The organism is Kitasatospora sp. NPDC004799 (assembly GCF_040609095.1).
In the GTDB taxonomy this organism is placed as follows: Bacteria; Actinomycetota; Actinomycetes; order Streptomycetales; family Streptomycetaceae; genus Kitasatospora.
The window spans coordinates 1-25,363 of record NZ_JBEXJK010000007.1 but is presented as its reverse complement, the minus strand read 5'-3'; the positions used below and the strand labels follow the sequence as shown (position 1 = coordinate 25,363).

The following is a 25,363-nucleotide window of genomic DNA, read 5'->3' as shown; positions in this document are numbered from 1 at the left end:
ACACCCGTACGGCCCCACGGCATAGTCTCCGGGTGCCGACCCCACCCCCGCGCCGCTTCGCCTGGGCGAGCCGCAACTTCCGCATCCAGACCGCCGCCACCGTGGTCAGCGGCCTCGGCAACGCCGGCGCCCCCATCGCCACCGCCTTCGCCGTGCTCGGCACCGGCGGCACCACCACCGAGGTCGGCTACGTCACCGCGGCCCGGCTGGTGCCCACCGTGCTGCTGATGATCGTGGGCGGCACCCTCGCCGACCGGCTGCCGCGCCACCTGATCATGGTCGCCGCCAACGTCTTCAGCGGGGCCTCCCAGGCCGTCCTGGCCGCCCTCGTCCTGACCGGGGACGTCCGGCTCTGGCAGATGCTGGCGCTCTCCGCGGCCGGCGGGGCCGGCTACGCCCTCTACTCCCCCGCCTCCGGCGGCATGATCATGCAGGCCGTCCCGCAGGAGCACGCCGCCCGCGCCTTCGCGGTCTTCCGGATGGGCCTCAACGCCTCCCAGATCGGCGGCGCCGCGCTCGGCGGCGCGCTCACCGCCGCCGTCGGCCCCGGCTGGGTGCTCGCCCTGGACGCCCTGTGCTTCCTGGTCGCCGCCGCCCTCCGCTTCTTCCTGGAGCCGGAGAAGGCCCCCGCGCCCTCCGGCGGCGGCATGCTGCGCGACCTGCGCGAGGGCTGGCGGGAGTTCGCCTCGCGCCGCTGGCTCTGGGTGATCGTGCTCCAGTTCTCCGTGCTGGTCGCCTGCATCAACGCGGTCGAGTCGGTGTACGGGCCGACCGCCGCCAAGGAGCGGCTCGGCGGCGCGGGCTCCTGGGGCCTGGCGATGTCGGCCTACGGCGTCGGCCTGGTGGCCACCGGCCTGCTGATGACGCGCTGGCGGCCCCGCCGGATCCTGCTGGTCGGCAACTGGGGGGTCTTCCTGTTCGGCGTGCCCGCCCTCGCCCTCGCCGCCGAGGTGCCGCTGCCGCTGCTGGTCGTCGCGATGTTCCTGTCCGGCGTCGGCGTCACCGTCTTCGGCGTCAACTGGATGGTCGCGCTCCAGCAGGAGATACCCGAGGAGATGTTCTCCCGGGTCAGCGCGTACGACGAGCTCGGCTCCTACTCGCTGGCCCCGGTCGGCACCGCGCTGGCCGGCCCCGCCGCCGTGGCGCTCGGCCTGTCCGGCGCGCTCTGGGCGTGCGCCGCCATCTGCCTGGTGCTCAGCGCGGTCGTCCTGCTGGACCCGCAGGTCCGCCGGCTGAGCCGCCGGAGCACGGCGGACGCACCGGTGCGCGTCGGCGAGCCCGCGCCCGCCCCGTGAGCCCCCTGTGCGCCCTGCGTGCGCCCGTCCACAGGCAACCGGAGGTGCGCGCGGGGCGTCCGAACGGTCAGGAGACACCACCGCATCCGAAGGGCCACCGGTGCCGAAGCCCCTGCTGTTCCTGGACGTCGACGGCGTCCTGAACCCGGTCTGCCCGCACCCGGACGCCGGGTTCGACACCCACACGATGTTCGGCTACACCGTCCTGCTGTCCGCCCGGCACGGCACCTGGCTGCGCGAGCTCGCCGCAACCTACGACATTGTCTGGGCCACCACCTGGGAACACGATGCCAACACCCACATCGCCCCGGCGATCGGCCTGGACCCGCTCCCGGTGGTCACCTTCAGCGGCTACGTCCCGCAGCCCGGCGACCCGCGCGTCCCGCTGATGGACCTGTTCTCCGCCGCCAAGTGGGCCCCGCTGCTGCGCTACGCCGCGGGCCGGCCGTTCGCCTGGGTGGACGACGTCATCCCGCCCCGGCTGGTCCGCCGCTCCCGGTGGCGCCGGGACCGCCTGCTGCTGCCCGTCGACCCCGGCCAGGGCCTGGAGCGCCGGCACGTCGACCGGCTGCTCGCCCGTCCGCCGCGCGGCCGGGCCGAGTCGCTCAGGGCGTCGGCAGCCAGCTGACGTGCCCGGCCAGCAGCGCGTACCCGACGAAGGCCACCGTGTCGATCAGCGCGTGCGCCGCCACCAGCGGCATCACCCGCCCCCAGCGCCGGTACAGCAGGCAGAACACCACGCCCATCACCATGTTGCCGACCATCCCGCCGACGCCCTGGTAGAGGTGGTACGAGCCGCGCAGCACCGAACTCGCCGCCACCGACGCCGGCCAGGACCACCCCAACTGCCCCGCCCGGCGCAGCAGGTAGCCGAGGACGACGACCTCCTCCAGGACGGCGTTCTGCCAGGCCGACAGCACCAGCACCGGCACCCGCCACCAGACGTCCGGCAGCCCGGACGGCGCCACCGTCAGGTTGTACCCGGCCGCCTGCGAGACCAGGTAGAGCACCAGCCCCGACCCGCCGATCGCGGCCGCCACGGCGGCGCCCCGCCCGAGGTCCCGCAGCTTCTGCCCGAGGTCGAAGCCCAGCACCCGCAGGACGGCGCCCTCGCGCACCAGCAGGTAGCCGACCAGCACCACCGGCATCAGCCCGCGCCCGATGTAGTACAGCTGCCACACCAGGTCCAGCCAGGGCCGCCCGGGCGCCCGCGAGCCGTTCAGCGTGGCGACCTGCTGGCCGAGCTTGAGCGGTTCGGTGAGCGAGCCGGCGAAGCTGATCAACGCGCTGATCCCGCTGGCCCCCAGGGAGAGGCCGAGGACGATCAGCAGTTCCGCACCGAGCAGCCGACGGGTGGGCTTCGCGGTCTCCGGCGCGTTCGGGACGGTGGTCACGGGGGCTCCAGCGGACGGGCGGTCGCTCCGGCCGTCGGCCGACCGCCGGAGCGATCATCCTGACACAGCCGCCGGACCGCCCCGGCGGCGAGGTCTCAGCCCACCGGCCAGGTGTGCACCGGCTCGCCGCCGCGCATGTGCTCGGCGTAGCGCCTGGTCATCGCCGCGAGCGCGGCCGGCCGGTCCATCCCGTACTTCTCGCGCAGCCGGTGGAAGGTCGCGGTCTGCCAGGACGCGCCGTTGGTGCGGCGCAGGCAGCGCTGCTCGATGATGCCCAGGTAGCGGTCCCGGTCGGCGGGCTCCACGCCCCACTCGTCGAGCCCCTGGTAGGCCATCGGCAGCAGCTCGTTCAGCACCAGGTCGACGGCGGACACGGTCTGCAGCCCGCCGCCGCGTCCGGCCCGGCCGGCGCGCGGCCACTGGAACACCGCGTCGATGCCGTACCGGGCGCCCTGCTGGAAGTTCGCGTCCGCCCGCTCGAACGGCAGCCGGGTCCAGATCGGCCGGGGCTGCTCGGCGAGCACCCGCACCAGCCCGTAGTAGAAGGCGGCGTTGGCCAGCGTGTCGGCCACCGTCGGCCCGGCCGGCAGCGCCCGGTTCTCCACCCGCAGGTGCGCCACCCCGCCCGCGACGTCGTACACCGGGCGGTTCCAGCGGTAGATGGTGCCGTTGTGCAGCCGCATCTCGGCGAGCCGGGGCGCGCCGCCGGAGGCCAGCACCTTCAGCGGGTCCTCGTCGTCGCAGATCGGCAGCAGCGCGGGGAAGTACCGCAGGTTCTCCTCGAACAGGTCGTACGCCGAGTCCACCCAGCGCTCGCCGAACCAGGTGATCGGGCGCACGCCCTGCGCCTTGAGCTCCGCCGTGCGGGTGTCGCAGGCCTGCTGGAAGAGCACCGGACGGGTCTCCCGCCACAGCTCCCGTCCGAACAGGAACGGCGAGTTGGCGCCGAGCGCCAGCTGCGGCCCGCAGATCGCCTGGGCCGCGTTCCACACCGAGGAGAACCGCTCCGGGGTCACCTGGAGGTGCAGCTGGAGCGAGGTGGCGGCGGCCTCGGCCACCATGGTGATCGACTCCAGTTGGAGGCGCTCGACCCCCTCGATGTCCAGCGTGATGTCCTCCCCGCGGGCGGCCAGGATCTGGTCGCTGAGCAGGCTGTACCGCTGGTTGTGGCTCATCGCGTCCAGCCCGGTGTGGGCGTGCTCCAGGGTCGGCAGGATGCCCACCATGACGATCCGGGCGCCCGCCTCGGCCGCCCGCCGGTCGGCGTAGCGCAGCGCCGTGTCGATCTCCTCGCGCAGGTCCTCGAAGACGTGCCCGCCGAGCCGGTGCGGCGCGATGTTGACCTCGATGTTGAACCGGCCCAGCTCGGTCTGGAAGTCGCTGGAGCCGATCTCGCTCAGCACCTGCGCGTTGTTCATGGCCGGCAGGCCCTGCTCGTCGGCCAGGTTGAGCTCGATCTCCAGGCCCACCACCGCCCGCGGCCGGTCGAAGCGCTCCTCCCGGAGCATCCGTCCGAGCGCTTCGAGACAGGCGTGGAGCTTGCGCCGGTACAGCTGCCGGTCCGCCAGTTCCGCCCGAGTCGCCACGACCTTCTCGCCCACGGTCCCCTCCTCCAGAGCCACCCCGTCGAGCACCCGGTCGACCGACCGTGCAAGCAATATGCCCGCCTCGAAGATCGATACCCGAACGCGCGAACTGGCTTGCAATGCAAGGCATCTGACGGAAAATCAGGCGAACTGTGGACTTGCTCGGCGCCACCGCCTGTGATAAACAGATCACCCAGCGCACCTGTTCGAATTTACAGCGCTCCGGCCGGTCCGCCTCGCCCCGAAGCCCTCGTCGACGGCGGCGACCGTGCCGGCACCGCGATCCTGCACAACCGGACACGGCCGGGCCCCGTCATCGAGGACGCGTCGCCCGCCACGCCGGTATGCCGCACTCGCACGCCGATCTCGCTTGGAGAGGCGGACCCGCCATGACCCTGCAGACCCCTCAGCCCCCACCGAGCGCCCTGCGCGCGGTCCTGGGCGCGCTCGACTCGGAGACCGCGCTGCGCCAGCCCGCCGCCGCGGCACTGCGCCACCCGACCGGTCCACTGCTCCCCGCCCACCCGCTCGCGGTGTACGTCCTGACCGGCCCGCGCCCGGAGCTGCCGGCCGCCCGCCGGACCGGCTGGCGCTTCCTGATCAAGGACGGCACCGAGGTCACCGCCGCCGCCGAGGTGGTGCAGAGCACCGAGGGCCACAGCTTCTCCCACTTCACCGCCGGCCCCTACCTCGACTCGACGGTCCGGGCGCTGCGCGAGGCCTGGCAGCTCGCCCAGAGCTCCCGGACCCCCCGGCAGCCCCGACTGCTGACCTTCCCCGGCCAGTACGCCACGGCGCTCTGGCTGCACAGTCCGGACACCGGTCCGGCCGCCGACCTGCTGATCCCGCTGGCCCCGGCCCCGCTCGGCGTCACCGCGCACCGCGCCCGCCCGGCCGCCGAACTGCTGCCGCTGCTCGTCCGCACCCCGCGCGCCAGGCCGCTGCTGCTCGGCTCCTCCTGACCCGACGACCACCCCGGGGCCGCCGGGCCCACCACCCGTCCGGCGGTCCCCGTCCGCGCCCCGCGCGCCCGTCCCACTCCGCTCCGCCCCGAGGGCCCTCATCCGAACGGCGAGCATCCGATCGGGCCATCCCGCATGGCCCCATCGGGCCATGCCCCGACTGACCCACCGGTGCGTCTTCTCCCGTCGGCCCCACCTGAACGGGTGATCTCTGCCCGGGAGTTGTGGCGCATGTCACGAAATCCCTGCGCGCGCGTCCCAGGATGCCGACACTGGGAACCAGCGTGGAAGGACCACCTGTCCTACCCACTTGAGCGCCGGTCCACACCTGGCCGGCGTGCGGACAGGATCCGACCACCGCGGCGGTTCCGGACGGCACGACCTCCGGCGACCGCACCACGGGGAGGATCGCAGAGCGAAGCGAGGGTACGCGTATGTGCCAGCACCGTCCTGAGTGCCCGTCGGCCGAGTCCGAGGACCGCGAGGCGGCCGCGTCGGTGGCCCGCCACCCGGAGCAGGGCTGGAGCCTGCTCTGCAACGGCGTCGTCCTGTTCGAGGACACCGGGGAACTGCTGCCCGACGGCCGGGTGATCGCCCCGCGCCGCCCCGTCGCCCACGCGGCCTGACCACCCGTCGGACCACCCTGCCCGGCCACTCGGTCCGACCACCCGGCCCGCCCCCCAGTCCGACCACCCAGCCCGACCGCACGGCGGGGGCAGCCGCCGACCGTGTCGGCACAAGGGGCAGGGCCCCGGCGGAAACTCCGCCGGGGCCCTGCCGTCCGGTCCGGACCGCCGGGGTCCGGTCCGGTCAGACGCCGTACTCGTCCAGCGGCGGGCAGGAGCAGACCAGGTTGCGGTCGCCGTACGCGCCGTCGATCCGGCTCACCGGCGGCCAGTACTTGTCCGCCGGGTTCACGCCCGCCGGGAAGACCGCCTCCTGCCGCGAGTAGCCGTGCGCCCAGTCGCCGGCCAGCGCGGCGGCGGTGTGCGGGGCGCTGCGCAGCGGGTTGTCGTCGGCCGCCCACGCGCCCGAGCCGACCTTGTCGATCTCGCCCTTGATCTCGATCATCGCGTCGCAGAAGCGGTCGATCTCGTGCAGGTCCTCGGACTCGGTCGGCTCGATCATCAGCGTGCCGGCCACCGGGAAGGACATCGTCGGCGCGTGGAAGCCGTAGTCGATCAGGCGCTTGGCGATGTCGTCCACCGTCACGCCCGTCTCCTTGGTCAGCGGGCGCAGGTCGATGATGCACTCGTGCGCGACCAGACCGCCCGGGCCGGTGTAGAGCACCGGGAAGTGCGGCGCCAGGCGCTTGGCGATGTAGTTGGCGTTCAGCACCGCGACCTGGGTCGCGTGCTTGAGGCCCTCGCCGCCCATCAGCCGGACGTACGCCCAGGAGATCGGCAGGATGGCCGCCGAGCCCCACGGCGCGGCCGAGATCGGGCCGACGCCGGTGGCCGGGCCGGCCTCGGCCTGCAGCGGGTGGTTCGGCAGGTACGGCGCCAGGTGGGCGCGCACCGCGACCGGGCCGACGCCCGGGCCGCCGCCGCCGTGCGGGATGCAGAAGGTCTTGTGCAGGTTCAGGTGCGAGACGTCCGCGCCGAACTTGCCCGGCTTGGCGAGGCCGACCAGGGCGTTCAGGTTGGCGCCGTCCACGTAGACCTGGCCGCCGGCCTCGTGCACCAGAGCGCAGATGTCGGTGATCTGGGTCTCGTACACGCCGTGGGTGGACGGGTAGGTGACCATCAGCACGGCGAGCTTGTCGCGGTTCTGCTCGATCTTGGCCTTCAGGTCCTCGACGTCCACGTCGCCGTCGACCAGGGTCTTCACCACGACCACGCGCATGCCGGCCATCACGGCCGAGGCCGCGTTGGTGCCGTGCGCCGAGGACGGGATCAGGCAGACGTCGCGCTGGGTGTCGCCGTTGGCGTGGTGGTAGGCGCGCACGGCCAGCAGACCGGCCAGCTCGCCCTGCGAGCCCGCGTTCGGCTGGATCGACACCGCGTCGTAGCCGGTCACCTCGACCAGCTGCTGCTCCAGCTGGCGGATCAGGGTCAGGAAGCCCTGGGCCTGGTCGATCGGCGCGAAGGGGTGCAGCTGGCCGAACTCCGGCCAGGTCACCGCCTCCATCTCGGTGGTCGCGTTGAGCTTCATGGTGCAGGAGCCCAGCGGGATCATGCCGCGGTCCAGCGCGTAGTCCCGGTCCGACAGGCGGCGCAGGTAGCGCAGCATGGCGGTCTCCGAGCGGTGGCTGTGGAAGACCGGGTGGGTCAGGTACTCGTCCTCGCGCAGCAGCGCGGCGGGCAGCGCGTCGGCGGCCTCGGCGACCTCGACGGCCGGGACGCCGAACGCGGCCCAGACGCCGGCCAGGTGCTCGCGGGTGGTGGTCTCGTCGGTGGAGACGGAGATCCGGTCCGCGCCGTCCTGGTGGACGTTGATGCCGTTGGCGCGGGCGGCGGCGGCGATCTCGGCGGCGCGGCCCGGGACGACGGCGGTGACGGTGTCGAAGAACTCGCCGTGCAGCAGCTCGACGCCGCCGGCCCGCAGGCCCTCGGCGAGGGCGGCGGCGTAGCGGTGGGTGCGCCGGGCGATGTCGGCCAGGCCGTCCGGGCCGTGGTAGACGGCGTACATCGAGGCCATCACGGCGAGCAGCACCTGGGCGGTGCAGATGTTGCTGGTGGCCTTCTCGCGGCGGATGTGCTGCTCGCGGGTCTGCAGCGCCAGGCGGTAGGCGCGGTTGCCGTCGGCGTCGACGGAGACGCCGACCAGACGGCCGGGCAGCGAGCGGGCGTACTCGGCGCGCACCGACAGGTAGCCGGCGTGCGGGCCGCCGAAGCCCATCGGCACGCCGAAGCGCTGCGAGGTGCCGCAGGCGATGTCGGCGCCCAGCGAGCCCGGGGACTTGAGCAGGGTCAGCGCGAGCAGGTCGGCGGCGACGGCGACGATCGCGCCCAGGCCGTGCGCCTGCTCGATCACCGGGGCGAGGTCGCGGACCACACCGGTGGCACCCGGGTACTGGAGCAGCACGCCGAAGACGCCGCGCTCGGCGATCTCGGCCGGGATGCCCTCGGACAGGTCGGCGACGACGACCTCGACGCCGGTCGGCACGGCGCGGGTGTTGATCACCGCGACGGTCTGCGGCAGGGTCTCGGCGTCGACCAGGAAGACGCCGCCCTTGACCTTGGTGACGCGGCGGGCCAGCGCCATCGCCTCGGCGGCCGCGGTGCCCTCGTCCAGCAGCGAGGAGCCGGAGGTCGGCAGGCCGGTCAGGTCGGAGACCAGGGTCTGGAAGTTGAGCAGCGCCTCCAGGCGGCCCTGCGAGATCTCCGGCTGGTACGGGGTGTAGGCGGTGTACCAGGCCGGGTTCTCCATGACGTTGCGCAGGATCACCGGCGGGGTGAAGGTGCCGTAGTAGCCCAGGCCGATCATCGGCTGGAGCACCTGGTTGCGGCCGGCCAGCTCGCGCAGCTCGGCGAGGACCTGGGCCTCGGTCCGGCCCGCGGGCAGGTCCAGGGCGGTGATGGAACGGATCGCCTCGGGCACCGCGGTGGCGGCGAGCTCGTCCAGCGAGCCGTAGCCGACGGACGCCAGCATCTTCTCCTGCGCGGCGGCGTCGGGGCCGATGTGGCGGTTCTCGAAGGGGCTGGCCAGCTCAAGCTCGGTGAGGGTCGAGGCGCCGGTGGGGCGTCCCGCGTTCGGCTGGGCGTTCATGGTGGTCGAGGCCTCCTGGTCACGGACCGGCGGGGGTACGCACGCCGACCGGCCTTCGCCGCTGCACGCAGCGGACGAGCCTGGGCGGGCGGACCCGACAGGCCTCCCCCTCTGTCATCGGGACCTGAGAGCTTCACCCGCACGGGGCGCTGCGGGCGCTCCGCCGGCTTGCACCGTCGGTGAGGGTGGTGGCCGTCGGCTCCCATGCCGACACTCCTGCCCTGCTTTCCAGAGTGACCTACCCCACACGGTACGGATGCCTGAGAGATTCCGGGGAGGAGTTGCTCCTTCGGCGCCCCGACCAGCGGTTTTCGTGGTCGGAGACTCTCCCGAGCGGGCTCTGCGGTCGTCGCCCAGGGTACCAGCGGGAGGCCCTCCGATCACGGGTGCGTCAGGTCACTCGAGGTCTACGCGCGTCCCCCGGACGGGCCAGTGCGCAGCCCGTCCGGCGCAGTCCCGGTCGCGCCCGTCCGTTTCATGGCTTTTGGTGTGAAGTGGCCGACGGATCGGGTGCCCCGGCCGCCTTCCTGCGGGACTTCGCAGGCTCAGCGCACGGGAGGAAAGAGTGCAGACCGAGATCGACCCGCGGGACCTCATCGGTCACAAGGCCGTCGACCGCAACGGAGACAAGATCGGCACGGTCGACGAGGTCTACCTGGACGACGCCACCGGCCGGCCCGAGTGGGCCGCGGTCCGGACCGGCATCTTCGGCCGGGACGCCTTCGTCCCGCTGACCACGAGCGAGTTCGCCGGCGACGAACTCCGGGTGCCGTACGACAAGTCGCTGGTGAAGGAGTCGCCGGACTTCGGCGTCGGCCAGCACCTGTCCCCCGCCCAGGAGCTCCAGCTCTACCGCTACTACGGGCTCGACACGCCGATGGACAGCCGCCCGAACGGCGAGAACGGGAGCCGCGCCAAGCAGCCCGACCTCGACTTCGGCACCACGGCGGCGGCGGCCGCCACGACCACCGCGGCGGCCCCGGTGAAGCCGCTCACCTTCCACACCCCCGAGCGCTCCCCCGAGCCGGCCCCGGTCAGGCCCCCGGCTCCGGCCGCCGCGGCTCCCGCCCCCCTCACCACCACCTCCCCCACCGTCGCCGACACCGTCAGGACCGCCCCGGAGGCCGACATGCGGACCCTCAGCACACCCGCGGCCACCACCACCGCCCCGCCGGCGGCCACCACCACCGCCCCCGCGGCTCCCGCCGACCCGGTCGTGGAACCGAAGCCGCAGTCGCCGCACGCCCCCGCGCCCGCGCCCGCGCCGATGGCGACCACCACCGCCGCGACCACCACCACGGCGAACGCCGGCGCCGCCTCGCCCTCCCCCAGCGGCCCGGTCGAGATCACCTGCCGCGAGGAGCGGCTGGAGGTCACCACCGAGTGGCACACCATCGGCACCGCGAAGCTGCGCAAGTACGTGACGACCGAGCAGGTCGAGCGCCGCGTCCCGGTGGTCCGCGAGCGCGTCCGGGTCGAACGGCTGCCGGTCAGCGACGCCGAGCGCGCCGCGCTCACCGAGAAGGACATCGTCGAGGCCGTCGAAGAGGTCACTCTCCGCGAGGAACGCGCCGTGGCCCGCAAGCACCTCGCCCCGATCGAACGGGTCCGCCTGATCGTCGAGCGGTACACCACCGAGGAGGTGATCCGGGAGGAACTCCGCCGCGAGCACGTCGAAGTCCACGACACCACCGGCACCCGGGCCCCCGCCTCGCCGACCGACCCGTCGACCGACTCCGCCCCGCCCGCCACCTCGTCCCGCCCGGCAGCCCTACGGCCACTGGTCTGACAGCACCCCGCGACAAGGGCCCCGGACGCCGTCCGGGGCCCTTGTCGCGTACCCGACCGTTCGACTTTGCCAAAGCTTAACCGCTCGATATTTGACACTCTGAAGTATCGCCCTGCATGGTTACTTCAGTTCATTCACTATGTACGGGAGGAAGCAACCGTGAGTGAGGCACCCCAGCCCACCACCGCGGCCGAGAAGCAGAGCAGCGCCCGGGTCCTGCCGGCCCTCATCCTGGCGATGCTGTCGTTCAGCGTGGTGCAGACCGCGGTCGTCCCGATCCTGCCCTCGCTGGCCAAGGAACTGGACGTCTCGGCCTCCAACATCACCTGGCTGATGACCGCCAACCTGCTCTCCGCAGCCGTGCTGACTCCCCTCCTGGGCCGCTTCGGCGACCTCCGGGGCCGTAAGCCGATGCTGCTGATCTCGCTGGCCGGCCTGGTCGCCGGTTCGGCACTGGCCGTCAGCACCCACTCCTTCACCTGGCTGGTCGTCGCCCGCGTCCTCCAGGGCGCCGGCGGTGGCGTCCTGCCGCTGGCGATCAGCATCGTCCGTGACGAGCTGCCCAAGCAGAAGGTGACCGGCGGCGTCGCCGCCATCAGCGCCTCGATGGGCGTCGGCTCCGGCCTCGGCCTGGTCGCCACCGGCCTCCTGCTGGAGCACTGGAACTACAAGTCGATCTTCTGGATGGGCCTGGTCTTCGGCCTGATCGCGGTCGCCCTGGTCGCCCTCCGGGTCCCGACCGACCCGGTCACCGACAAGGAGGGCGGCGCCGACCCGCTGGGCGCCCTCACCCTGGCCGGCTGGCTCTCCGCACTGCTGGTCGCGGTCAGCCAGGGCAACCACTGGGGCTGGACCTCCAACCGGACGCTCGGCCTGTTCGCCGTCGCCGCCGTGGTCGCCCTGGTCTGGGGCATCATCGAGACCAAGGTCGCGCACCCGCTGGTGGACATGAAGATGATGGGCCGTCCGGCCGTCGCCTTCACCAACGTGGCCGGCCTGCTGATCGGCTTCGGCATGTACGGCTCCTTCATGGTCATCAGCAACTTCGCCCAGTCCCCGGAGAAGCTGACCCACTACGGCTTCACCGCCAGCGTGCTGCACGCCGGTGTCATGCTGCTGCCGTCCGCGATCGGCTCGATGGTCGCCGCCCCGGTCGGCGCCATGCTGATCGCCCGGCGCGGCCCGCGCCTGCCGCTGGTGCTCGGTGGCGTCCTCGGCGCGATCGCGATGGCCTACCTGGCCGTCCGGCACGGGCACGAGGGCGACATCTACACCGCCTCGGCGATCTTCGGTCTCGGCGTCGGCCTCGCCTTCGCCGCGATGCCCGCCTACATCAACGGCGCCGTCCCGGCCGAGCAGAGCGGCATCGCCAACGGCATGAACTCCGTGCTGCGCACGGTCGGTGGTGCGATCGGCACCGCCGTCATGGCCGCCATCCTGACCGGCGACACCATGAAGCTGCCGCCGCAGATCCCGTTCACGCTGCCCACCCTGGACGCCTTCAAGCACGCGTACTGGACCGCGGCCGTCGTCTGCATCATCGCCGGCGTCGTCCCGTTCCTGATCCGCGGCGCCAAGTCGGCCGCCGCCCCGACCGTCGTCGGCGGCTCGGCCGAGCAGGACTCCAGCCCCGCGCTGGTCAAGACCGACGCCTGACGAGGCGTCCGGCCCCCGCGCTCAGGGACAGGGCGCGGGGCCCGGCCTCCGTACGTCGCGAGGGCATCACGAACGTACGGGGACCGGCACGGTGATCGGCCCCACCCGGTACTCCCCCACCGGGTGGGGCCGCTTCGCGTCTCCGGCCCCTCACCTCTCGGGCCCCCTCGCCTCTCAGGCCCCCTCGGCCGACCCGCCGTCCCCGCCCTCCGCCCCGTCCCCGCCCTCGGGGAGGCGCAGCGGCAGCGGCCGGGACGGTTCGAGCGCCGGGTCGTCCACCGCGAAGGTCCGCACCCGCCCCGGCCCGCTCCACGGGGTCTCGAACCGTACGGTGACCCTCCCGACGCCGCTGCCCTGCACCCAGCCCGGCCCGAACTCCTCGTGCCGGACGTCCTGTCCGGGCATCCAGCGCCGCACCACGACGGCCTCCGGCTCCTCCTCGGCCGCCACGGCCTCGGCCACCGCCTCCGCGTGCTCCGCGGCCTCCTCCCGCAGCGCCTGGGCGAACAGGTCCTCCTGGGTGTAGTCGGCGAGTTGGGCGACGCCCACGCCGAGCAGCCGGACCCCGCCGGTGATGTCCACCTGCTCGGCCAGCCGGCGCGCGGTCGCGGTGATCACCGTCTCGTCGTCGGTGGGCCCGCCGAGCGTTTCCGAGCGGGTCAGCGTCGAGAAGTCGAACCGCCGGACCTTGAGCACCACCGTCCGCCCCGAGCGCCCGGCCGACCGCAGCCGCCGCACGCACCGGCCGGCCAGCGCCTCCACCTCGCGCAGCACCCGCTCCCGGTCCGCCAGGTCCACCTCGTAGGTGTCCTCCACCGACACGGACTTGGCGTCCTGATCGGCGACCACCGGCCGGTCGTCCAGCCCTATGGACATCTGGAAGATCCCGGCGCCGTGCGCCCGCCCGACCAGCTGCACCAGCTCCGCCTCGCCCGCCTCCGCGAGGTCGGCCACCGTGTTCAGCCCGGCCCGGCGCAGCACCTGCTCGGTGGCCGGCCCGATCCCGGGCAGCGCCCGGACCGGCATCGGGCCGAGCACGGCCCGCTCCTCCCCGGGCTCGATCATCACGAGGCCGTCCGGCTTGGCCTGCTCGGAGGCGATCTTGGCCATCAGTTTGGACCCGGCCGCCCCGACCGAGCCGGTCAGCCCGGTCAGCTGCCGGATGTCCGCCCGCAGGTCCTCCGCCAGCGCGAGCACCAGCCGCTCGCCGGTCTCGTGGTCCGCGTCCAGCAGCGCCGGTCCGTACGGGCCGGCCTCCAGGTCCACGAAGGCCTCGTCCAGGCTGAGCGGCTGCACCAGCGGGGAGAGCTGCCGCAGCAGCCCCATCACGATCTCGCTGTTCTGCCGGTAGGCCTCGAACCGCCCCGACAGGAAGGCGGCGTTGGGGCAGAGCCGGCGCGCCTGCGCCATCGGCATCGCCGAGTGCACCCCGAACCGGCGCGCCTCGTACGAGGCCGTGGAGACCACCCCGCGCCCGCCGAGCCCGCCGACGATCACCGGCTTGCCGCGCAGGCTCGGCTTGGCCGCCTGCTCCACCGCCGCGAAGAAGGCGTCCATGTCGAGGTGGATGATGCTCGGCAGAGATCGCACCCGCCGATCATCGCGTACGGGTCCGACAGTGCGTACGAACCCGGCCGGGCGGCCCGCGGCCGGGCCCCGGGCGGCTACTTCCTGGCCGCCTCCGCCAGCGCCTTCGGGATGCCGTCCTCCGTGGGCCCGAGGAACAGCGGGTCGGGCCGCAGCCAGGCGTTGGCCGCCGCCTTGCCCGCCCCGGCAACCTCCCGCAGCCCGCCGTACAGCCAGGTCACGTCGTGCAGCTCCGGCACCCCGACCGCGTACGAGCGGATGCCCGCCGCCTCGCACAGCGCCAGGGCCCGGCGGACGTGGAAGTCCTGGCTCACCAGCACCGCGTGGTCCACCCCGAAGATCCGGCGCGCCCGGGTGCAGGAGTCCCAGGTGTCGAAGCCCGCGTAGTCCCGGACCACCCGGTCCTCGGGCACCCCGTGCTCGGTCAGGTAGGTGTACATCGCGTCGGGCTCGTCGTACTCGACCCGCCCGTTGTCCCCGGTCACCAGGATCGCCTGCACCTTCCCGGCCCGGTACAGGTCCAGCGCCGCGACCAGCCGGTGCTCCAGGTACGGGGAGGGCTTGCCCTGGTCCAGCCCGGCGCCGAAGACCACCGCGACCGGCGCGGCGGGCGCGCTCTCCACCGTGCCCACCCGGTCCCCCGCGGCGAGCCACACCCAGGCGCTCGGCGCCAGCGCCAGCGAGCAGAGCACCGTCCCGACCTGGAACACCCTGCGCTGCGTCCGCCGCGGCCGCAGCCGCGCCGCCAGCAGCCCGGCCCTGCGCCGCAGCAGCCCCGCTATCCCGGTGCCGTCCTCCACGTGCCCTCCCTCGATCGCGTCAACCGGGGAAGACGACGGGGCCGCGGGTCCGAACGGTTCCCCGTCCGGGCCCGCGGCCCCGTCGAACGCCTGCTCAGACCGCCCGGTTGCGCCGCTGGGCCAGCTCGTCGGCCGGGTCGTTCCCGACCAGGGTCTCGCCGGTGTCGGTGCGCTCGGCGTGCAGCCGCCCGAGGGTGAGCTCCAGCTCCTGCCAGACCGCTCCCACCGCGATGCCGAACACTCCCTGACCGCCCTTCAGCAGGTCCACCACCTGCTGCGGCGTGGTGCACTCGTACACCGTCGCGCCGTCGCACATCAGCGTCATCCCGGCCAGGTCGGCCTGGTCGGCGGCCTGGAGGTGGGCGACCGCCACCCGGATGTTCTGCAGCGAGACGCCCGCGTCGAGCAGCCGCTTCACGATCTTCAGCAGCAGGATGTCGCGGAAGCTGTAGAGCCGCTGGCTGGTCGACGGGTAGGCGGTGCGGACGCTGGGCTCCAGCAGTCCGGTGCGGGCCCAGTAGTCCAGCTGGCGGTAGGTGATGCCGGCCGCCGCGCAGGCCGTCGGGCCCCGGAAGCCGAGCAGGTCGGACGTCGGGGACAGCCGCTCGATGGCCGGCTGCCCCGGCTGTACGGCCGGGAAACGGCCCATCCGGGGGAGGTCCGTGACGGTGCGAGCGGTGCGCGGCATGTGCACGGCGCACCGGCCTCCCACGGCCGCGTCATCGCCGGTGCTTCTCATGCCTGCCTCCGTCCACTCGTGCTGCGGGCAACCCGACTGCGGGCATCGGCCACCCGGACAGCCACTCCTGACGGTAGGCAGTCCCCTATGACCCGTCAACGATCGCCACGCCGAGTCAGACAAACCACATCACTCAGGAGAGTGGTTTTTCGTGCCCCTAGTGTGGGTAGATGGACGGTTTTTGGCAAAACGATAGGCCGATTGCCCGTCCAGCAGGGCCCCGCTACTGCGGACCGCTGCCCCCGAAGTCCTCGGGCGACACCTGGTCGAGGAACTCGCGGAACTTCTCGACCTCGTCCTCCTGCTCGTCCGGGATCGCGATGCCCGCCTCGGCGAGCACCTCCTCGCTCCCGTAGATCGGCGTGCCGGTGCGCAGCGCCAGCGCTATGGCGTCGGACGGCCGGGCGCTCACCTCGACCCCGCCGGCGAACACCAGCTCGGCGTAGAACACGCCCTCCCGCAGATCGGTGATCCGGACCTCGGTGAGCTGCTGGCCGAGCGCCTCCAGGACGTCCTTGAACAGGTCGTGCGTCAGCGGGCGCACCGGCGTCATGCCCTGCTGGGCGAAGGCGATCGCGGTCGCCTCGCCGGGGCCGATCCAGATCGGCAGGTAGCGATCTCCCCCGACCTCCCGCAGCAGCACGATCGGCTGGTTGGAAGGCATCTCCACCCGGACACCCACGACGTCGAGCTCATTCACACAGGCAACCCTATGGCTCCGCTCCCGGATATGAAAGCGCAGGGCCGACGCCGCTGGTCAGCGGGGTGCGCCCGGTGCCGCCCGGGCCCGCCCACGGGCACCGCGGCCCTATCCGCGGGTCCGCAGACCGGCCTGGACCATCGCCGCGTGCAGCCGTACGGACAGCGTCACGAGCTCCCGGGCGGTGGCCTCCGCGTGCGCCCTGGTCTGCGGGTTCCGGTGCCGGCGCAGCGGCGCCACCACCTGCTCGACCAGCGCGATCTCGCGGTCCGCCGCCGCCTTCATGGCCCGCAGGTGCCGGGGCTCCAGCCCGTACCGGCCGAGCTCCGCGACCAGCCGGGCCACCTGGAGCGCCTCGCCGTCGTACCCGCCGTCCGGGCCCGGGGCGACCAGCCCGTAGGACTCCCACTCGGCCAGCTCCGGCTCCCCGGCCTCGGCCGCCGCCAGCAGCTCGGCGCGCCCCAGCCGGACGCCGGACGGCACCTCGGTGGCGGCCACCAGCTCGCGGTCCGCCTCCTCCAGCGGGCCGGGCCGGGGGTCGGCGGCGGAGGGCAGCGCGGGCGGGCTCTCACCGCGCTCGATGGCGTCCAGGTGCTCGCGGATCACCCGCAGGGGCAGGTAGTGGTCCCGCTGCATACGCAGGACGTAGGCCAGCCGCTCGACGTCGGCCGGGCTGAACTTGCGGTATCCCGAGGGCGTGCGCTGCGGCTCGACCAGCCCCTCCGCCTCCAGGAAGCGGATCTTGGAGATGGTCACCTCGGGGAAGTCGTCGCGCAGGAAGGTCAGCACCGCGCCGATGCTCAGCAGTTCGTCGGCGCCGCGCCGGCGCCCCGCGGGCCGCTCGGCCCGGACCGGCTGGCGCGGGCCCGCGACCACCCCGCGTCCGCCGCGGTCCGCCTGCGGACCGGACGGGGTTGGGGTGGCCGCCCCGAGAGAAGAGGAAGGGGTATTCGTATTCACTCGGGCTCCTGCCGACGTCGCTTTCAGTACCCCCGGTTGTGGCCGGCGAAGAACACCAGCCGGTACTTCCCGATCTGCACCTCGTCGCCGTTGTTCAGCGACACCTCGTCGATCCGCTCCCGGTTCACGTAGGTGCCGTTGAGGCTGCCCACGTCCGCGACGCTGAAGCCGGCCGGGGTGCGGCGGAACTCCACGTGGCGGCGCGAGACCGTGACGTCGTCCAGGAAGATGTCACCCTGCGGGTGACGCCCCGCCGTGGTGACGTCCGAGTCCAGCAGAAAGCGGCTGCCGGAGTTCGGACCGCGCTGCACGATCAGCAGGGCCGAGCCCGGCGGCAGCGCGTCGATCGCCGACAGCACCTCGGCCGACAGGGCCGGCGTGGCGCCGGTGCCGGTCGTGGCGGTGGGGTCGTACGACTCCAGGCCGGAGATGGAGATGGTCGACGTGGTCTCCGCCGCCCCCTCCGGGAGCAGGCCACCGCGCAGCGCCATACCGCAGTTGGAACAGAACCGGGCCGAGGCCGGGTTCTGGTTGCCGCACCTGGGGCACGGAGTGGGGCCAGCCATGTTCACAGCCTCCTGGCGCGGCACACCCGACGGGTTGTGCCCGGCGTACGGATCCGGGGCAAACCCTCCACCAGAGGTTGAGGGTCCTGACGGGAAACCTATGCGCGGCTCGCCGGAGGGGTCAACCGACGCGCCGTAGCCCGCCGGATTCCCGGCGTACTGGGCGGCGGCGCCGTCCCGGTACAGCTGCTGGCCGGCGTACGGCGCGGCCTCGGGGGCCGGACGCATGCCCGGCACCGCGGGCTCGTCCTCCGGCCGGCGGTGACGCGCGGTGGGCGCCTCGACGGCGGCCGCGTCACGGCCCTTGTTACGACCGAACAACTTCGAGAAGAAACTCACGGGCGAATCCCCTTGCGTGTGACAGACCCGCCCGCGGGGCAGGGTGAGAGCCTCGGACATGCCGCGAGCCCGGTGATCGCGGCTCGGGCCCGCCGGAGTGGCACTCCGGCGGCTGGTACTGCGGTTGTTGCTCCGGAGCGTACTGGTGCGAACCAGTCTCGCCCATGTGACGGCGGCGCTCCGCAGCGGGTGCCGCCCGCCCTTGACGGGCCGTTCGCCGGGCGCCCCGTCACTTCGAGGCCGGCTTGGCGTACTGCGGCGACTTCGGGTCCACGAGGGCGTCGACGACCACCTTCGGCTGCTGGGTGATCGTCGCCCGCGCCTGGTGGCTCTCCAGCGTACGGACGACACCTCCCGGGATGTTCAGCGCGGGTGTCAGGTCCTGCGGGTTCCCCACGACCGTGAAGCGGTAGGGCTGCGAGACCTTCTTCCCGTCGATCTGCACCCCACCGGCCGACAGGTCGGTGAAGTAGGTGTTGACCACCACGCGCACATCGTTGATCTGAATCGCCTCCGCCCCCGCCGCTCGAAGTTCTTGCAGGGTGTCCAGCAGCATATCCGCCTTCACCTGCCCTTGGGGATCATCGACCGTGAGTACGATGCCCGGACCAGTGGCTTTGACGGTGCCGGCGAGCACGCCGAGCTCCGTCGCCTTCTTCCTGGTCTGCTCCTGGGCCTCCTTGGCCTGGTTGGAGCTGTTCTCCAACTTCGCCAGGGACTGCTCCAGCTCCGCCTTCTCCTGCTGGAGACGCTGCTGACGGCTGTCCAGTTCGTCGAGGATCCGGACCAGGTCCTCCTGGCGGGCCCCGCGCAGCTGGCTGTGGTGGTCGTTGGTCGACCGCACCTGGATCGCCAGCCCCAGTCCGAGCGAGAACAGCAGCAGCGCCACCACCAGCTGCCCGCGCGACAACCGCGGCGGCCAGAGCGCCGCCTTCAGGCGCCGCCGGCCGGTGTTCCGGTCCGCATCGGGCTCGGGCTCCGGCGTGGGCTCGGATTCGGTGGCCGCCCCGGGTTCTGCCGTCGGCTCAGGCGTGGACTTCGCGGGCTCGACGGCAGGCGCGGGCTTCGCCTCGGCCTCCGGCCCCGGTTCCGCCCCGGGCTCGGCCTTAGGGTCGGCCTCGGGCTCGGTCGCCGACGCGGCCTCGGGTGCCGGCTCGGCGGCCTTCGTCAGCCGCAGCGTCGGCTCGGGCACCGAACCGGCCTCAAGCTCAGCCTCAGCGTCAGACTTGCCCTCCGACGCCTCCCCGGCCTCGGCGGTCTCCCCGGCCGTCCCAGCGGCCTCGGCCACCTCCGCCGCATGCTCCGGGCCGGACTCCCCGTCCGACTCCGGCTCAGGTGCGTCCACAGCCTTCTCGACCAGCTCCGCGGGCGTCCTCCCGACCGCCGTCCGGCCCGACCCGTCACCCGGCTTCCCGGCGGCCGGCCCGGCCGCCGTGGCCTCCTGCTTCTCCGCCGCCTCGCGGCCGGGCTCAGGCACGGAAGACATGGCGCCGGATCGCGGCCGCGTTGGAGAAGATGCGGATGCCGAGGACGACGACCACACCCGTGGACAGCTGCGAGCCGACGCCCAGCTGGTCACCGAGGAAGACGATCAGTGCCGCGACCACCACGTTCGACAGGAACGAGACGATGAACACCTTGTCGTTGAAGATCCCGTCGAGCATCGCCCGGACGCCACCGAACACGGCGTCCAGCGCCGCCACCACCGCGATCGGCAGGTAGGGCACCACGGCGTCCGGCACCTCGGGTTGGACGAACAGGCCGACGACCACCCCGATCACAAGACCCAGTACGGCAATCACGGTCTGGCTGCTCCTGTCCCTGTCGTGGTCTTGGTGGTTCCGGCCGACGGACGCCGCTTGGCGGTGGTGGCAGCGCCGGACGCGGTCGGCGAGGTGGATGCGGAAGGCGAGGCGGATGGTGAGACGGACGCGCTCGGGCTCTCCTGGGCGCCGGCTCCGGCCGACGGGGTGCCGCCCGGGCCCGTCGGGGCCGCCGTGGGCGAGGCCTCGGGCGTCACCGGCTGCGCGGTCCGCAGCGTCACCCCCACCGCCGCCGGCAGCGTCAGGCTCTTCTGCACGGAGAGCGTCGACTTGATGCCGTACTGCTCCTGGAGCAGCCGCAGGTACTGCCCGGCCATGTCCTTCTCGAAGGCGCCGAGGAGCTTGGAGCCGTCCCCGATCGCCTGGATGCTGTACGGCGGCACCAGCGGCCGGTTGTCCACCAGCACCGCCTCGCCCGCGGCCCGGATCGCGGACAGCGCGGTCAGCCGCTGGCCGTTGATCGCTATCGCCTCGGCCCCGGATCCCCAGAGGCCGTTCACCACCAGCTGCAGGTCGCGGTCGCGCAGCCGGCCGCTGTTGGAGAACCCCTGCCCGGCCCGCGGGTCGACGTTGCCGCCGAGGCCCGTGCCCGCGGCGTCCTCCAGGACCAGCTTCAGGCCCGGCCCGGTGACCTGGCCCAGGCCCACGGCGCCGGTCACCCCGCCGGGATCGGCGTCCCCCGAGGCGAGCGCCTGCTGCTGGGTGCTGTCGACCTTGAGCCGCAGCTCCTGGACCTGCTTCTGCAAGTGGTCGGCGGAGGTGTTGCTGTCGTTGATCCGGTGGATCAGCGCGTCCCGTTCCTTGGCCAGCGACGGCTCGGCCTTGTGCGCGTTCACCGCGCCCACCGTCACCACCGCGCCGACCAGCGCCAGCCCGGCGCCCAGCGTGAGCAGCCCCTGCAGGGTGCCGGGCATCCGGCTGTCCCGGGCACCGCCGCGCGCGGCGGCCGCCTCCGCGTAGCCCTCGTCCAGGCTGTGGTCCATCACGTTGGTCAGCAGGGACATCGAGGCGTCCGGACGGTTGTACCGTCCGTTCGGGGCACTCGGTGTCGGCGTCGCTGGCATGGGGACCATCGTCCCACGCCGCCGAGGGGGCCCGTGCACGGCCCCTGAGCTGCACACACGCTGCACACATCACGGAAAGTGACGGATTGTTCCGAATGATGTGAAAACGGACAGCGGGGCGCACGAATCACACCGTGCGCCCCGCCGTTCGAAGCAGTTCCGGGATCGGCCCGTGCTCAGCTCCTCGCCGTCACCGCCCCGCGCCGTCGACCACGGCCGCCCACTCGTCCAGCAGCGCCTCGGTCGCCTCGTCGTCCGGGCCCTCCGCCCACAGGTGGGTGACCGCCTCGGCCGGGTCCGGCAGGACCAGCGTCCAGCGCCCGTCCGCCTCGACCACCCGGACCCCGTCGGTGGTGTCCAGCCGGCGGCTGCCGGCCGCCTCCACCACCGAGCGCATGACCATGCCCTTGGCCGCCCACGGCGTCGCGATGTCCCGGCGCCGGATGTGCGCCTGCGGGATCCGCGCGTCGATCTGGCTCAGCGTGAGCTGGGTCCGCGCCACCAGGCCGACCAGCCGGACGAACGCCGCGGCGCCGTCCAGCACCCCGCTGAACTCGGGCACCACGAAGCCGCCGCGCCCGTCCCCGCCGAACACCGTGCCCTCGGCGGAGGCCGCCTTCGCGAGGTCGTCCGGCGTCGTCGTGGTCCAGATGACCTGGGTGCCGTGGTACGCGGCGACCTGCTCGGCGATCCGGGTCGTGGTCACCGGCAGGGCCACCTGCCCGCTGCGCCGCTCGGCCGCGACCAGGTCCAGCAGCACCAGCAGCGCCCGGTCGTCGTCGATCACCCGGCCGAGCTCGTCCACGAACGCGACGCGCTCGCCCACCGGGTCGAACCGCACTCCGAAGGCCGCCCGGGAGGACGCCACCAACTCGCCGAGCCTGGCCAGCCCGGCCCGGCGCGTCTCCGCGTCCTCGGTCGGCCGCGCCTCGTCCAGCCCGCTGGAGACGGTGAGCGCCTCCACCCCGAGCCGGCCGAGGATGCTCGGCAGAACGAGGCCCGCGCTGCCGTGCGCGGTGTCCACGACCACCTTCAGCCCGGCCTCCCGGACCCCGGTGGTGTCCACCGTCCGCAGCAGGTTGCCCGCGTAGGAGTCGAAGACGCTGGACGGGAAGGTCAGGTCCCCGATCTCACCGGGGAACGCCCGCCGGAACTCCTGGCGCGCGTAGACGCGGTCGAGCTTGCGCTGGCCGGCCTGCGAGAGGTCCGCCCCGCGCTCGTCGAAGAAGAGGATGTCCAGCGAGTCCGGCACGCCCGGCGTGGTCCGCAAGAAGATCCCGCCCGCGCTCCCCCGCGCCGTGTGCTGCCGGGCCACCGGCATGGGCACGTTCTCGAGGTCGCGGACGTCGATCGCGGACGTCTGGAGCGCCGAGATCATCGCCCGTTTGAGCGCACGCGCACCACGCGAGTGGTCACGCGCGATGGTGACGGTGGCGCCCTTCTTCAGCGTCGTCGCGTACGCCCCCGCCAGCCGCACGGCCAGCTCCGGGGTGATCTCGACGTTCAGGATGCCCGAGACGCCGCGGACCCCGAAGAGGTGCTCCTGGCCGCGCGACTCCCAGATCACCGAGGTGTTGACGACGGCGCCGGCCTCGATGGTCTTGAACGGGTAGACCCGGACGTTCGCCCCGATGATCGACTCCTCGCCGACCAGGCACTCGTCCCCGATCACCGCGCCGTCCTCGATCCGCGCGGCCCGCATCACGTCGGTGTTCTTGCCGACCACGCAGCCCCGCAGATTGCTCTGCGGCCCGACGTACACGTTGTCGTGCACCACCGCCTTGTGCAGGAACGCGCCGCGCTTGACGACCACGTTGCTGCCCAGCACGGTGTGCTCGCGGATCTCCACGCCGGCCTCGACCTTGGCGTAGTCCCCGATGTACAGCGGCCCGCGCAGCACCGCCTCCGGGTCCACCTCGGCGCCCTCGGCGATCCAGACGCCCGGGGAGATCTCGAAGCCGTCGAGCTCGACGTCGACCTTGCCCTCCAGGACGTCCGCCTGGGCCTTGCCGTAGCTCTCGTGGGTGCCCACGTCCTCCCAGTAGCCCTCGGCGACGTAGCCGTAGACCCGCTTGCCCTCCTTCAACAGCTGCGGGAAGACGTCGCTCGACCAGTCGACGGACTCACCCGCCGCGACGTAGTCGAAGACCTCGGGCTCCATCACGTAGATACCGGTGTTCACGGTGTCGGAGAAGACCTGCCCCCAGGTCGGCTTCTCCAGGAACCGCTCGACCTTCCCCTCCTCGTCCGTGATCGTGATGCCGAACTCCAGTGGATTCGGCACCCTCGTGAGACAGACGGTGACCAGAGCGTTCTTGCTGCGGTGAAAGTCGATCAATTCCGAGAGGTTGAAGTCGGTCAGCGCGTCACCGGAGATCACCAGAAAGGAATCGTCCCTGAGCGCGTCCTCGGCGTTCTTGACACTCCCCGCAGTGCCCAGTGGCGTCTCCTCGTGGGCATAGGTGAGATGCATGCCCAGCTCTTCGCCGTCACCGAAATAGTTCTTGACCAGTGACGCCAGGAACTGCACGGTGACGACGGTGTCGGAGAGGCCGTGCCGCTTCAGCAGCCGAAGCACGTGCTCCATGATCGGCCTATTGGCGACCGGAAGCAGCGGCTTCGGCATGCTGGAGGTCATCGGGCGGAGTCGGGTGCCCTCGCCCCCTGCCATTACAACGGCTTTCATTACGGGTGCGTCCTCCTTCGCGGTGGTGGACCCGCAGGTCCATCAAAGCGTTCCAGGAGGTTCTCTACCCGGAAGGTATCGTCCGACGCACCGACGAGGCGTGGGGCTTCTCTCAGATCACGTCTCAGACTGTGGACGCCGAGCCCGCGGTGCTTCCCCGGACGATCTGCCTCACCTGGACCGCGTAAAGAATCGCGGCCCACCAGTACAGCGTCGTCCCCCACCAGATGAAGGCCCAGCTCACCACCTCGGCCGGCCGGGCGATCCAGCTGTCCACGCTGCCGAGCAGCAGAAGCGGAAACGCGTACATCAGATTGAAGGTCGCGGCCTTCCCCAGGAAACTCACCTGGAGCGGGCCGTAGCCGTGCCGGTTCAGAATCGGCAGCAGCGCGGCGATGAATACCTCGCGGGCCAGCAGGATCGCGGTCAGCCACCACGGCAGAATCTCACGCCAGGTCAATCCGACCAGCGTGGAGAGCACGTAGAGCCGGTCGGCCAGCGGATCGAGCAGCTGCCCCACCCGGCTGATCTGCCCCCACCGCCGGGCTAGCTTCCCGTCCAGGTAGTCGCTGACCCCGCTCAGCATCAGGATCAACAGCGCCCAACCGTCATTGTTGGGTCCGTCGAACACCGGCCACAGGATGAGCCAGAGAAACAGCGGAACACCGACCAGCCGGCCCATGCTCAGCATATTGGGGATGGTGAGGACGCGATCGGTCTGGACCCGCGTCTCCTGGACCTCCACCCGGGAGCCTCCTGTCCCGTGCGACGACAATTGCATGTTGACCCTACAACAGAGAAGCCCCCGACCGGTTCACCCGGCGGGGGCTTCTCTAGAAGAATTGTTCGGCGGCGTCCTACTCTCCCACAGGGTCCCCCCTGCAGTACCATCGGCGCTGTAAGGCTTAGCTTCCGGGTTCGGAATGTAACCGGGCGTTTCCCTCACGCTATGACCACCGAAACACTATGAAACTGTCAACCGCACACCCCTTCACATGGGGCGGGTCGTTGTTTCAGAACAACACAGTGGACGCGAGCAACTGAGGACAAGCCCTCGGCCTATTAGTACCGGTCAACTCCACCCCTCACAGGGCTTCCATATCCGGCCTATCAACCCAGTCGTCTACTGGGAGCCTTACCCTCTCAAGGAGGTGGGAGTGCTCATCTCGAAGCAGGCTTCCCGCTTAGATGCTTTCAGCGGTTATCCCTCCCGAACGTAGCCAACCAGCCATGCCCTTGGCAGAACAACTGGCACACCAGAGGTTCGTCCGTCCCGGTCCTCTCGTACTAGGGACAGCCCTTCTCAACACTCCTACGCGCACAGCGGATAGGGACCGAACTGTCTCACGACGTTCTAAACCCAGCTCGCGTACCGCTTTAATGGGCGAACAGCCCAACCCTTGGGACCTACTCCAGCCCCAGGATGCGACGAGCCGACATCGAGGTGCCAAACCATCCCGTCGATATGGACTCTTGGGGAAGATCAGCCTGTTATCCCCGGGGTACCTTTTATCCGTTGAGCGACGGCGCTTCCACAAGCCACCGCCGGATCACTAGTCCCTACTTTCGTACCTGCTCGACCCGTCAGTCTCACAGTCAAGCTCCCTTGTGCACTTACACTCAACACCTGATTGCCAACCAGGCTGAGGGAACCTTTGGGCGCCTCCGTTACCCTTTAGGAGGCAACCGCCCCAGTTAAACTACCC

20 protein-coding genes, 2 rRNA genes and 1 riboswitch are annotated in these 25,363 nt (G+C 72.1%); of the genes, 6 read left to right on the top strand and 16 right to left on the bottom strand.

Translation table 11 applies throughout. The features are described 5' to 3' along the window. Positions 1-32 precede the first annotated feature (32 nt). Positions 33-1,295, top strand: coding sequence for an MFS transporter (locus ABZW03_RS01950; protein WP_355250655.1), 1,263 nt, complete (start codon positions 33-35; stop codon positions 1,293-1,295). 100 nt (positions 1,296-1,395) lie between these two features. Continuing rightward, positions 1,396-1,923, top strand: coding sequence for an HAD domain-containing protein (locus ABZW03_RS01945; RefSeq protein ID WP_355250653.1), 528 nt, complete (start codon positions 1,396-1,398; stop codon positions 1,921-1,923). Here ABZW03_RS01945 and ABZW03_RS01940 read toward each other — a convergent pair. Both ABZW03_RS01940 and ABZW03_RS01935 read right to left on the bottom strand, forming a co-directional pair. After that, the gene (locus tag ABZW03_RS01940; protein ID WP_355250650.1) at positions 1,901-2,689 is read right to left on the bottom strand and encodes a CPBP family intramembrane glutamic endopeptidase; all 789 of its coding nucleotides are present in this window, start codon (positions 2,687-2,689) and stop codon (positions 1,901-1,903) included. The two genes, ABZW03_RS01945 and ABZW03_RS01940, sit on opposite strands and share 23 nt — an antisense overlap. A 95-nt stretch (positions 2,690-2,784) precedes the next feature. Next, a complete protein-coding gene (locus tag ABZW03_RS01935) occupies positions 2,785-4,290 on the bottom strand; it encodes a glutamate--cysteine ligase (protein ID WP_355250647.1) in 1,506 nt (501 codons plus the stop codon). A 374-nt stretch (positions 4,291-4,664) separates the two neighbouring features. Here ABZW03_RS01935 and ABZW03_RS01930 point away from each other — a divergent pair, with 374 nt between their 5' ends. After that, a complete protein-coding gene (locus ABZW03_RS01930; RefSeq protein ID WP_355250644.1) occupies positions 4,665-5,237 on the top strand; it encodes a hypothetical protein in 573 nt (190 codons plus the stop codon). A 434-nt stretch (positions 5,238-5,671) separates the two neighbouring features. Further along, entirely contained in the window at positions 5,672-5,863 is a 192-nt protein-coding gene (locus ABZW03_RS01925; RefSeq protein ID WP_188300053.1) for a DUF5999 family protein, read from the top strand. A gap of 184 nt (positions 5,864-6,047) precedes the next feature. Here ABZW03_RS01925 and gcvP read toward each other — a convergent pair whose 3' ends face one another. Further along, positions 6,048-8,948, bottom strand: coding sequence for an aminomethyl-transferring glycine dehydrogenase (gene gcvP / locus ABZW03_RS01920; RefSeq protein ID WP_355250640.1), 2,901 nt, complete (start codon positions 8,946-8,948; stop codon positions 6,048-6,050). A 238-nt stretch (positions 8,949-9,186) separates the two neighbouring features. Next, positions 9,187-9,290, bottom strand: a riboswitch (glycine riboswitch). 223 nt (positions 9,291-9,513) lie between these two features. On the opposite strand from gcvP, the gene ABZW03_RS01915 reads away from it, so the two are divergent. Next, positions 9,514-10,737, top strand: coding sequence for a PRC and DUF2382 domain-containing protein (locus ABZW03_RS01915; protein WP_355250637.1), 1,224 nt, complete (start codon positions 9,514-9,516; stop codon positions 10,735-10,737). Positions 10,738-10,896: 159 nt separating this feature from the next. After that, entirely contained in the window at positions 10,897-12,393 is a 1,497-nt protein-coding gene (locus tag ABZW03_RS01910; RefSeq protein WP_355250634.1) for an MFS transporter, read from the top strand. Between the two features lie 174 nt (positions 12,394-12,567). Here the strand turns inward: ABZW03_RS01910 and ABZW03_RS01905 are convergent, their stop codons facing one another. The 13 genes from ABZW03_RS01905 to ABZW03_RS01845 form a co-directional block, all read right to left on the bottom strand. Next, positions 12,568-13,983 (bottom strand): DNA polymerase IV, encoded by a 1,416-nt coding sequence (locus tag ABZW03_RS01905; RefSeq protein ID WP_355250631.1) that lies wholly within the window; start codon positions 13,981-13,983, stop codon positions 12,568-12,570. Between the two features lie 74 nt (positions 13,984-14,057). Further along, a complete protein-coding gene (locus ABZW03_RS01900) occupies positions 14,058-14,780 on the bottom strand; it encodes an ElyC/SanA/YdcF family protein (RefSeq protein ID WP_355250628.1) in 723 nt (240 codons plus the stop codon). A 94-nt stretch (positions 14,781-14,874) separates the two neighbouring features. After that, a complete protein-coding gene (locus ABZW03_RS01895; RefSeq protein ID WP_355250625.1) occupies positions 14,875-15,519 on the bottom strand; it encodes a MerR family transcriptional regulator in 645 nt (214 codons plus the stop codon). A gap of 223 nt (positions 15,520-15,742) precedes the next feature. Then, positions 15,743-16,219: a bifunctional nuclease family protein gene (locus tag ABZW03_RS01890; protein WP_030303568.1), complete on the bottom strand. Its 477-nt coding sequence runs from the start codon at positions 16,217-16,219 to the stop codon at positions 15,743-15,745. A 108-nt stretch (positions 16,220-16,327) separates the two neighbouring features. Continuing rightward, on the bottom strand, positions 16,328-17,023 hold the full coding sequence (locus ABZW03_RS01885; protein ID WP_355250728.1) for a MerR family transcriptional regulator: 696 nt from the start codon (positions 17,021-17,023) through the stop codon (positions 16,328-16,330). A gap of 179 nt (positions 17,024-17,202) precedes the next feature. After that, entirely contained in the window at positions 17,203-18,084 is an 882-nt protein-coding gene (locus ABZW03_RS01880; RefSeq protein ID WP_355250621.1) for an FHA domain-containing protein, read from the bottom strand. Positions 18,085-18,313: 229 nt separating this feature from the next. Next, complete coding sequence (locus tag ABZW03_RS01875) at positions 18,314-19,372, bottom strand: DUF881 domain-containing protein (protein WP_355250618.1); 1,059 nt, start codon at positions 19,370-19,372, stop codon at positions 18,314-18,316. Between the two features lie 181 nt (positions 19,373-19,553). Continuing rightward, positions 19,554-19,886, bottom strand: a complete 333-nt coding sequence (locus ABZW03_RS01870; protein WP_030062488.1) for a small basic family protein — start codon at positions 19,884-19,886, stop codon at positions 19,554-19,556. Beyond that, positions 19,883-20,971 carry a DUF881 domain-containing protein gene (locus ABZW03_RS01865; RefSeq protein WP_355250615.1) on the bottom strand — a complete coding sequence of 363 codons (1,089 nt, stop codon included), beginning with the start codon at positions 20,969-20,971 and terminating at the stop codon, positions 19,883-19,885. The genes ABZW03_RS01870 and ABZW03_RS01865 overlap by 4 nt, the downstream gene beginning before the upstream one ends. 190 nt (positions 20,972-21,161) lie before the next feature. Continuing rightward, positions 21,162-23,657 carry a mannose-1-phosphate guanyltransferase gene (locus ABZW03_RS01860; protein ID WP_355250612.1) on the bottom strand — a complete coding sequence of 832 codons (2,496 nt, stop codon included), beginning with the start codon at positions 23,655-23,657 and terminating at the stop codon, positions 21,162-21,164. A gap of 124 nt (positions 23,658-23,781) precedes the next feature. Continuing rightward, complete coding sequence (locus tag ABZW03_RS01855) at positions 23,782-24,402, bottom strand: CDP-alcohol phosphatidyltransferase family protein (RefSeq protein WP_355250609.1); 621 nt, start codon at positions 24,400-24,402, stop codon at positions 23,782-23,784. Positions 24,403-24,501: 99 nt separating this feature from the next. Beyond that, positions 24,502-24,618 (bottom strand): 5S ribosomal RNA (gene rrf / locus ABZW03_RS01850). Between the two features lie 81 nt (positions 24,619-24,699). Beyond that, a 23S ribosomal RNA gene (locus tag ABZW03_RS01845) occupies positions 24,700-25,363 on the bottom strand; the annotation flags it as partial.

Excerpts from the sequence above, each read along its gene's own strand:
- ABZW03_RS01930 (WP_355250644.1), top strand. The coding sequence starts at position 4,665 with ATGACCCTGCAGACCCCTCAGCCCCCACCGAGCGCCCTGCGCGCGGTC.
- ABZW03_RS01925 (WP_188300053.1), top strand. The coding sequence starts at position 5,672 with ATGTGCCAGCACCGTCCTGAGTGCCCGTCGGCCGAGTCCGAGGACCGC.
- gcvP (WP_355250640.1), bottom strand. The coding sequence starts at position 8,948 with ATGAACGCCCAGCCGAACGCGGGACGCCCCACCGGCGCCTCGACCCTC.
- ABZW03_RS01895 (WP_355250625.1), bottom strand. The coding sequence starts at position 15,519 with ATGAGAAGCACCGGCGATGACGCGGCCGTGGGAGGCCGGTGCGCCGTG.
- ABZW03_RS01865 (WP_355250615.1), bottom strand. The coding sequence starts at position 20,971 with ATGCCAGCGACGCCGACACCGAGTGCCCCGAACGGACGGTACAACCGT.
- ABZW03_RS01860 (WP_355250612.1), bottom strand. The coding sequence starts at position 23,657 with ATGAAAGCCGTTGTAATGGCAGGGGGCGAGGGCACCCGACTCCGCCCG.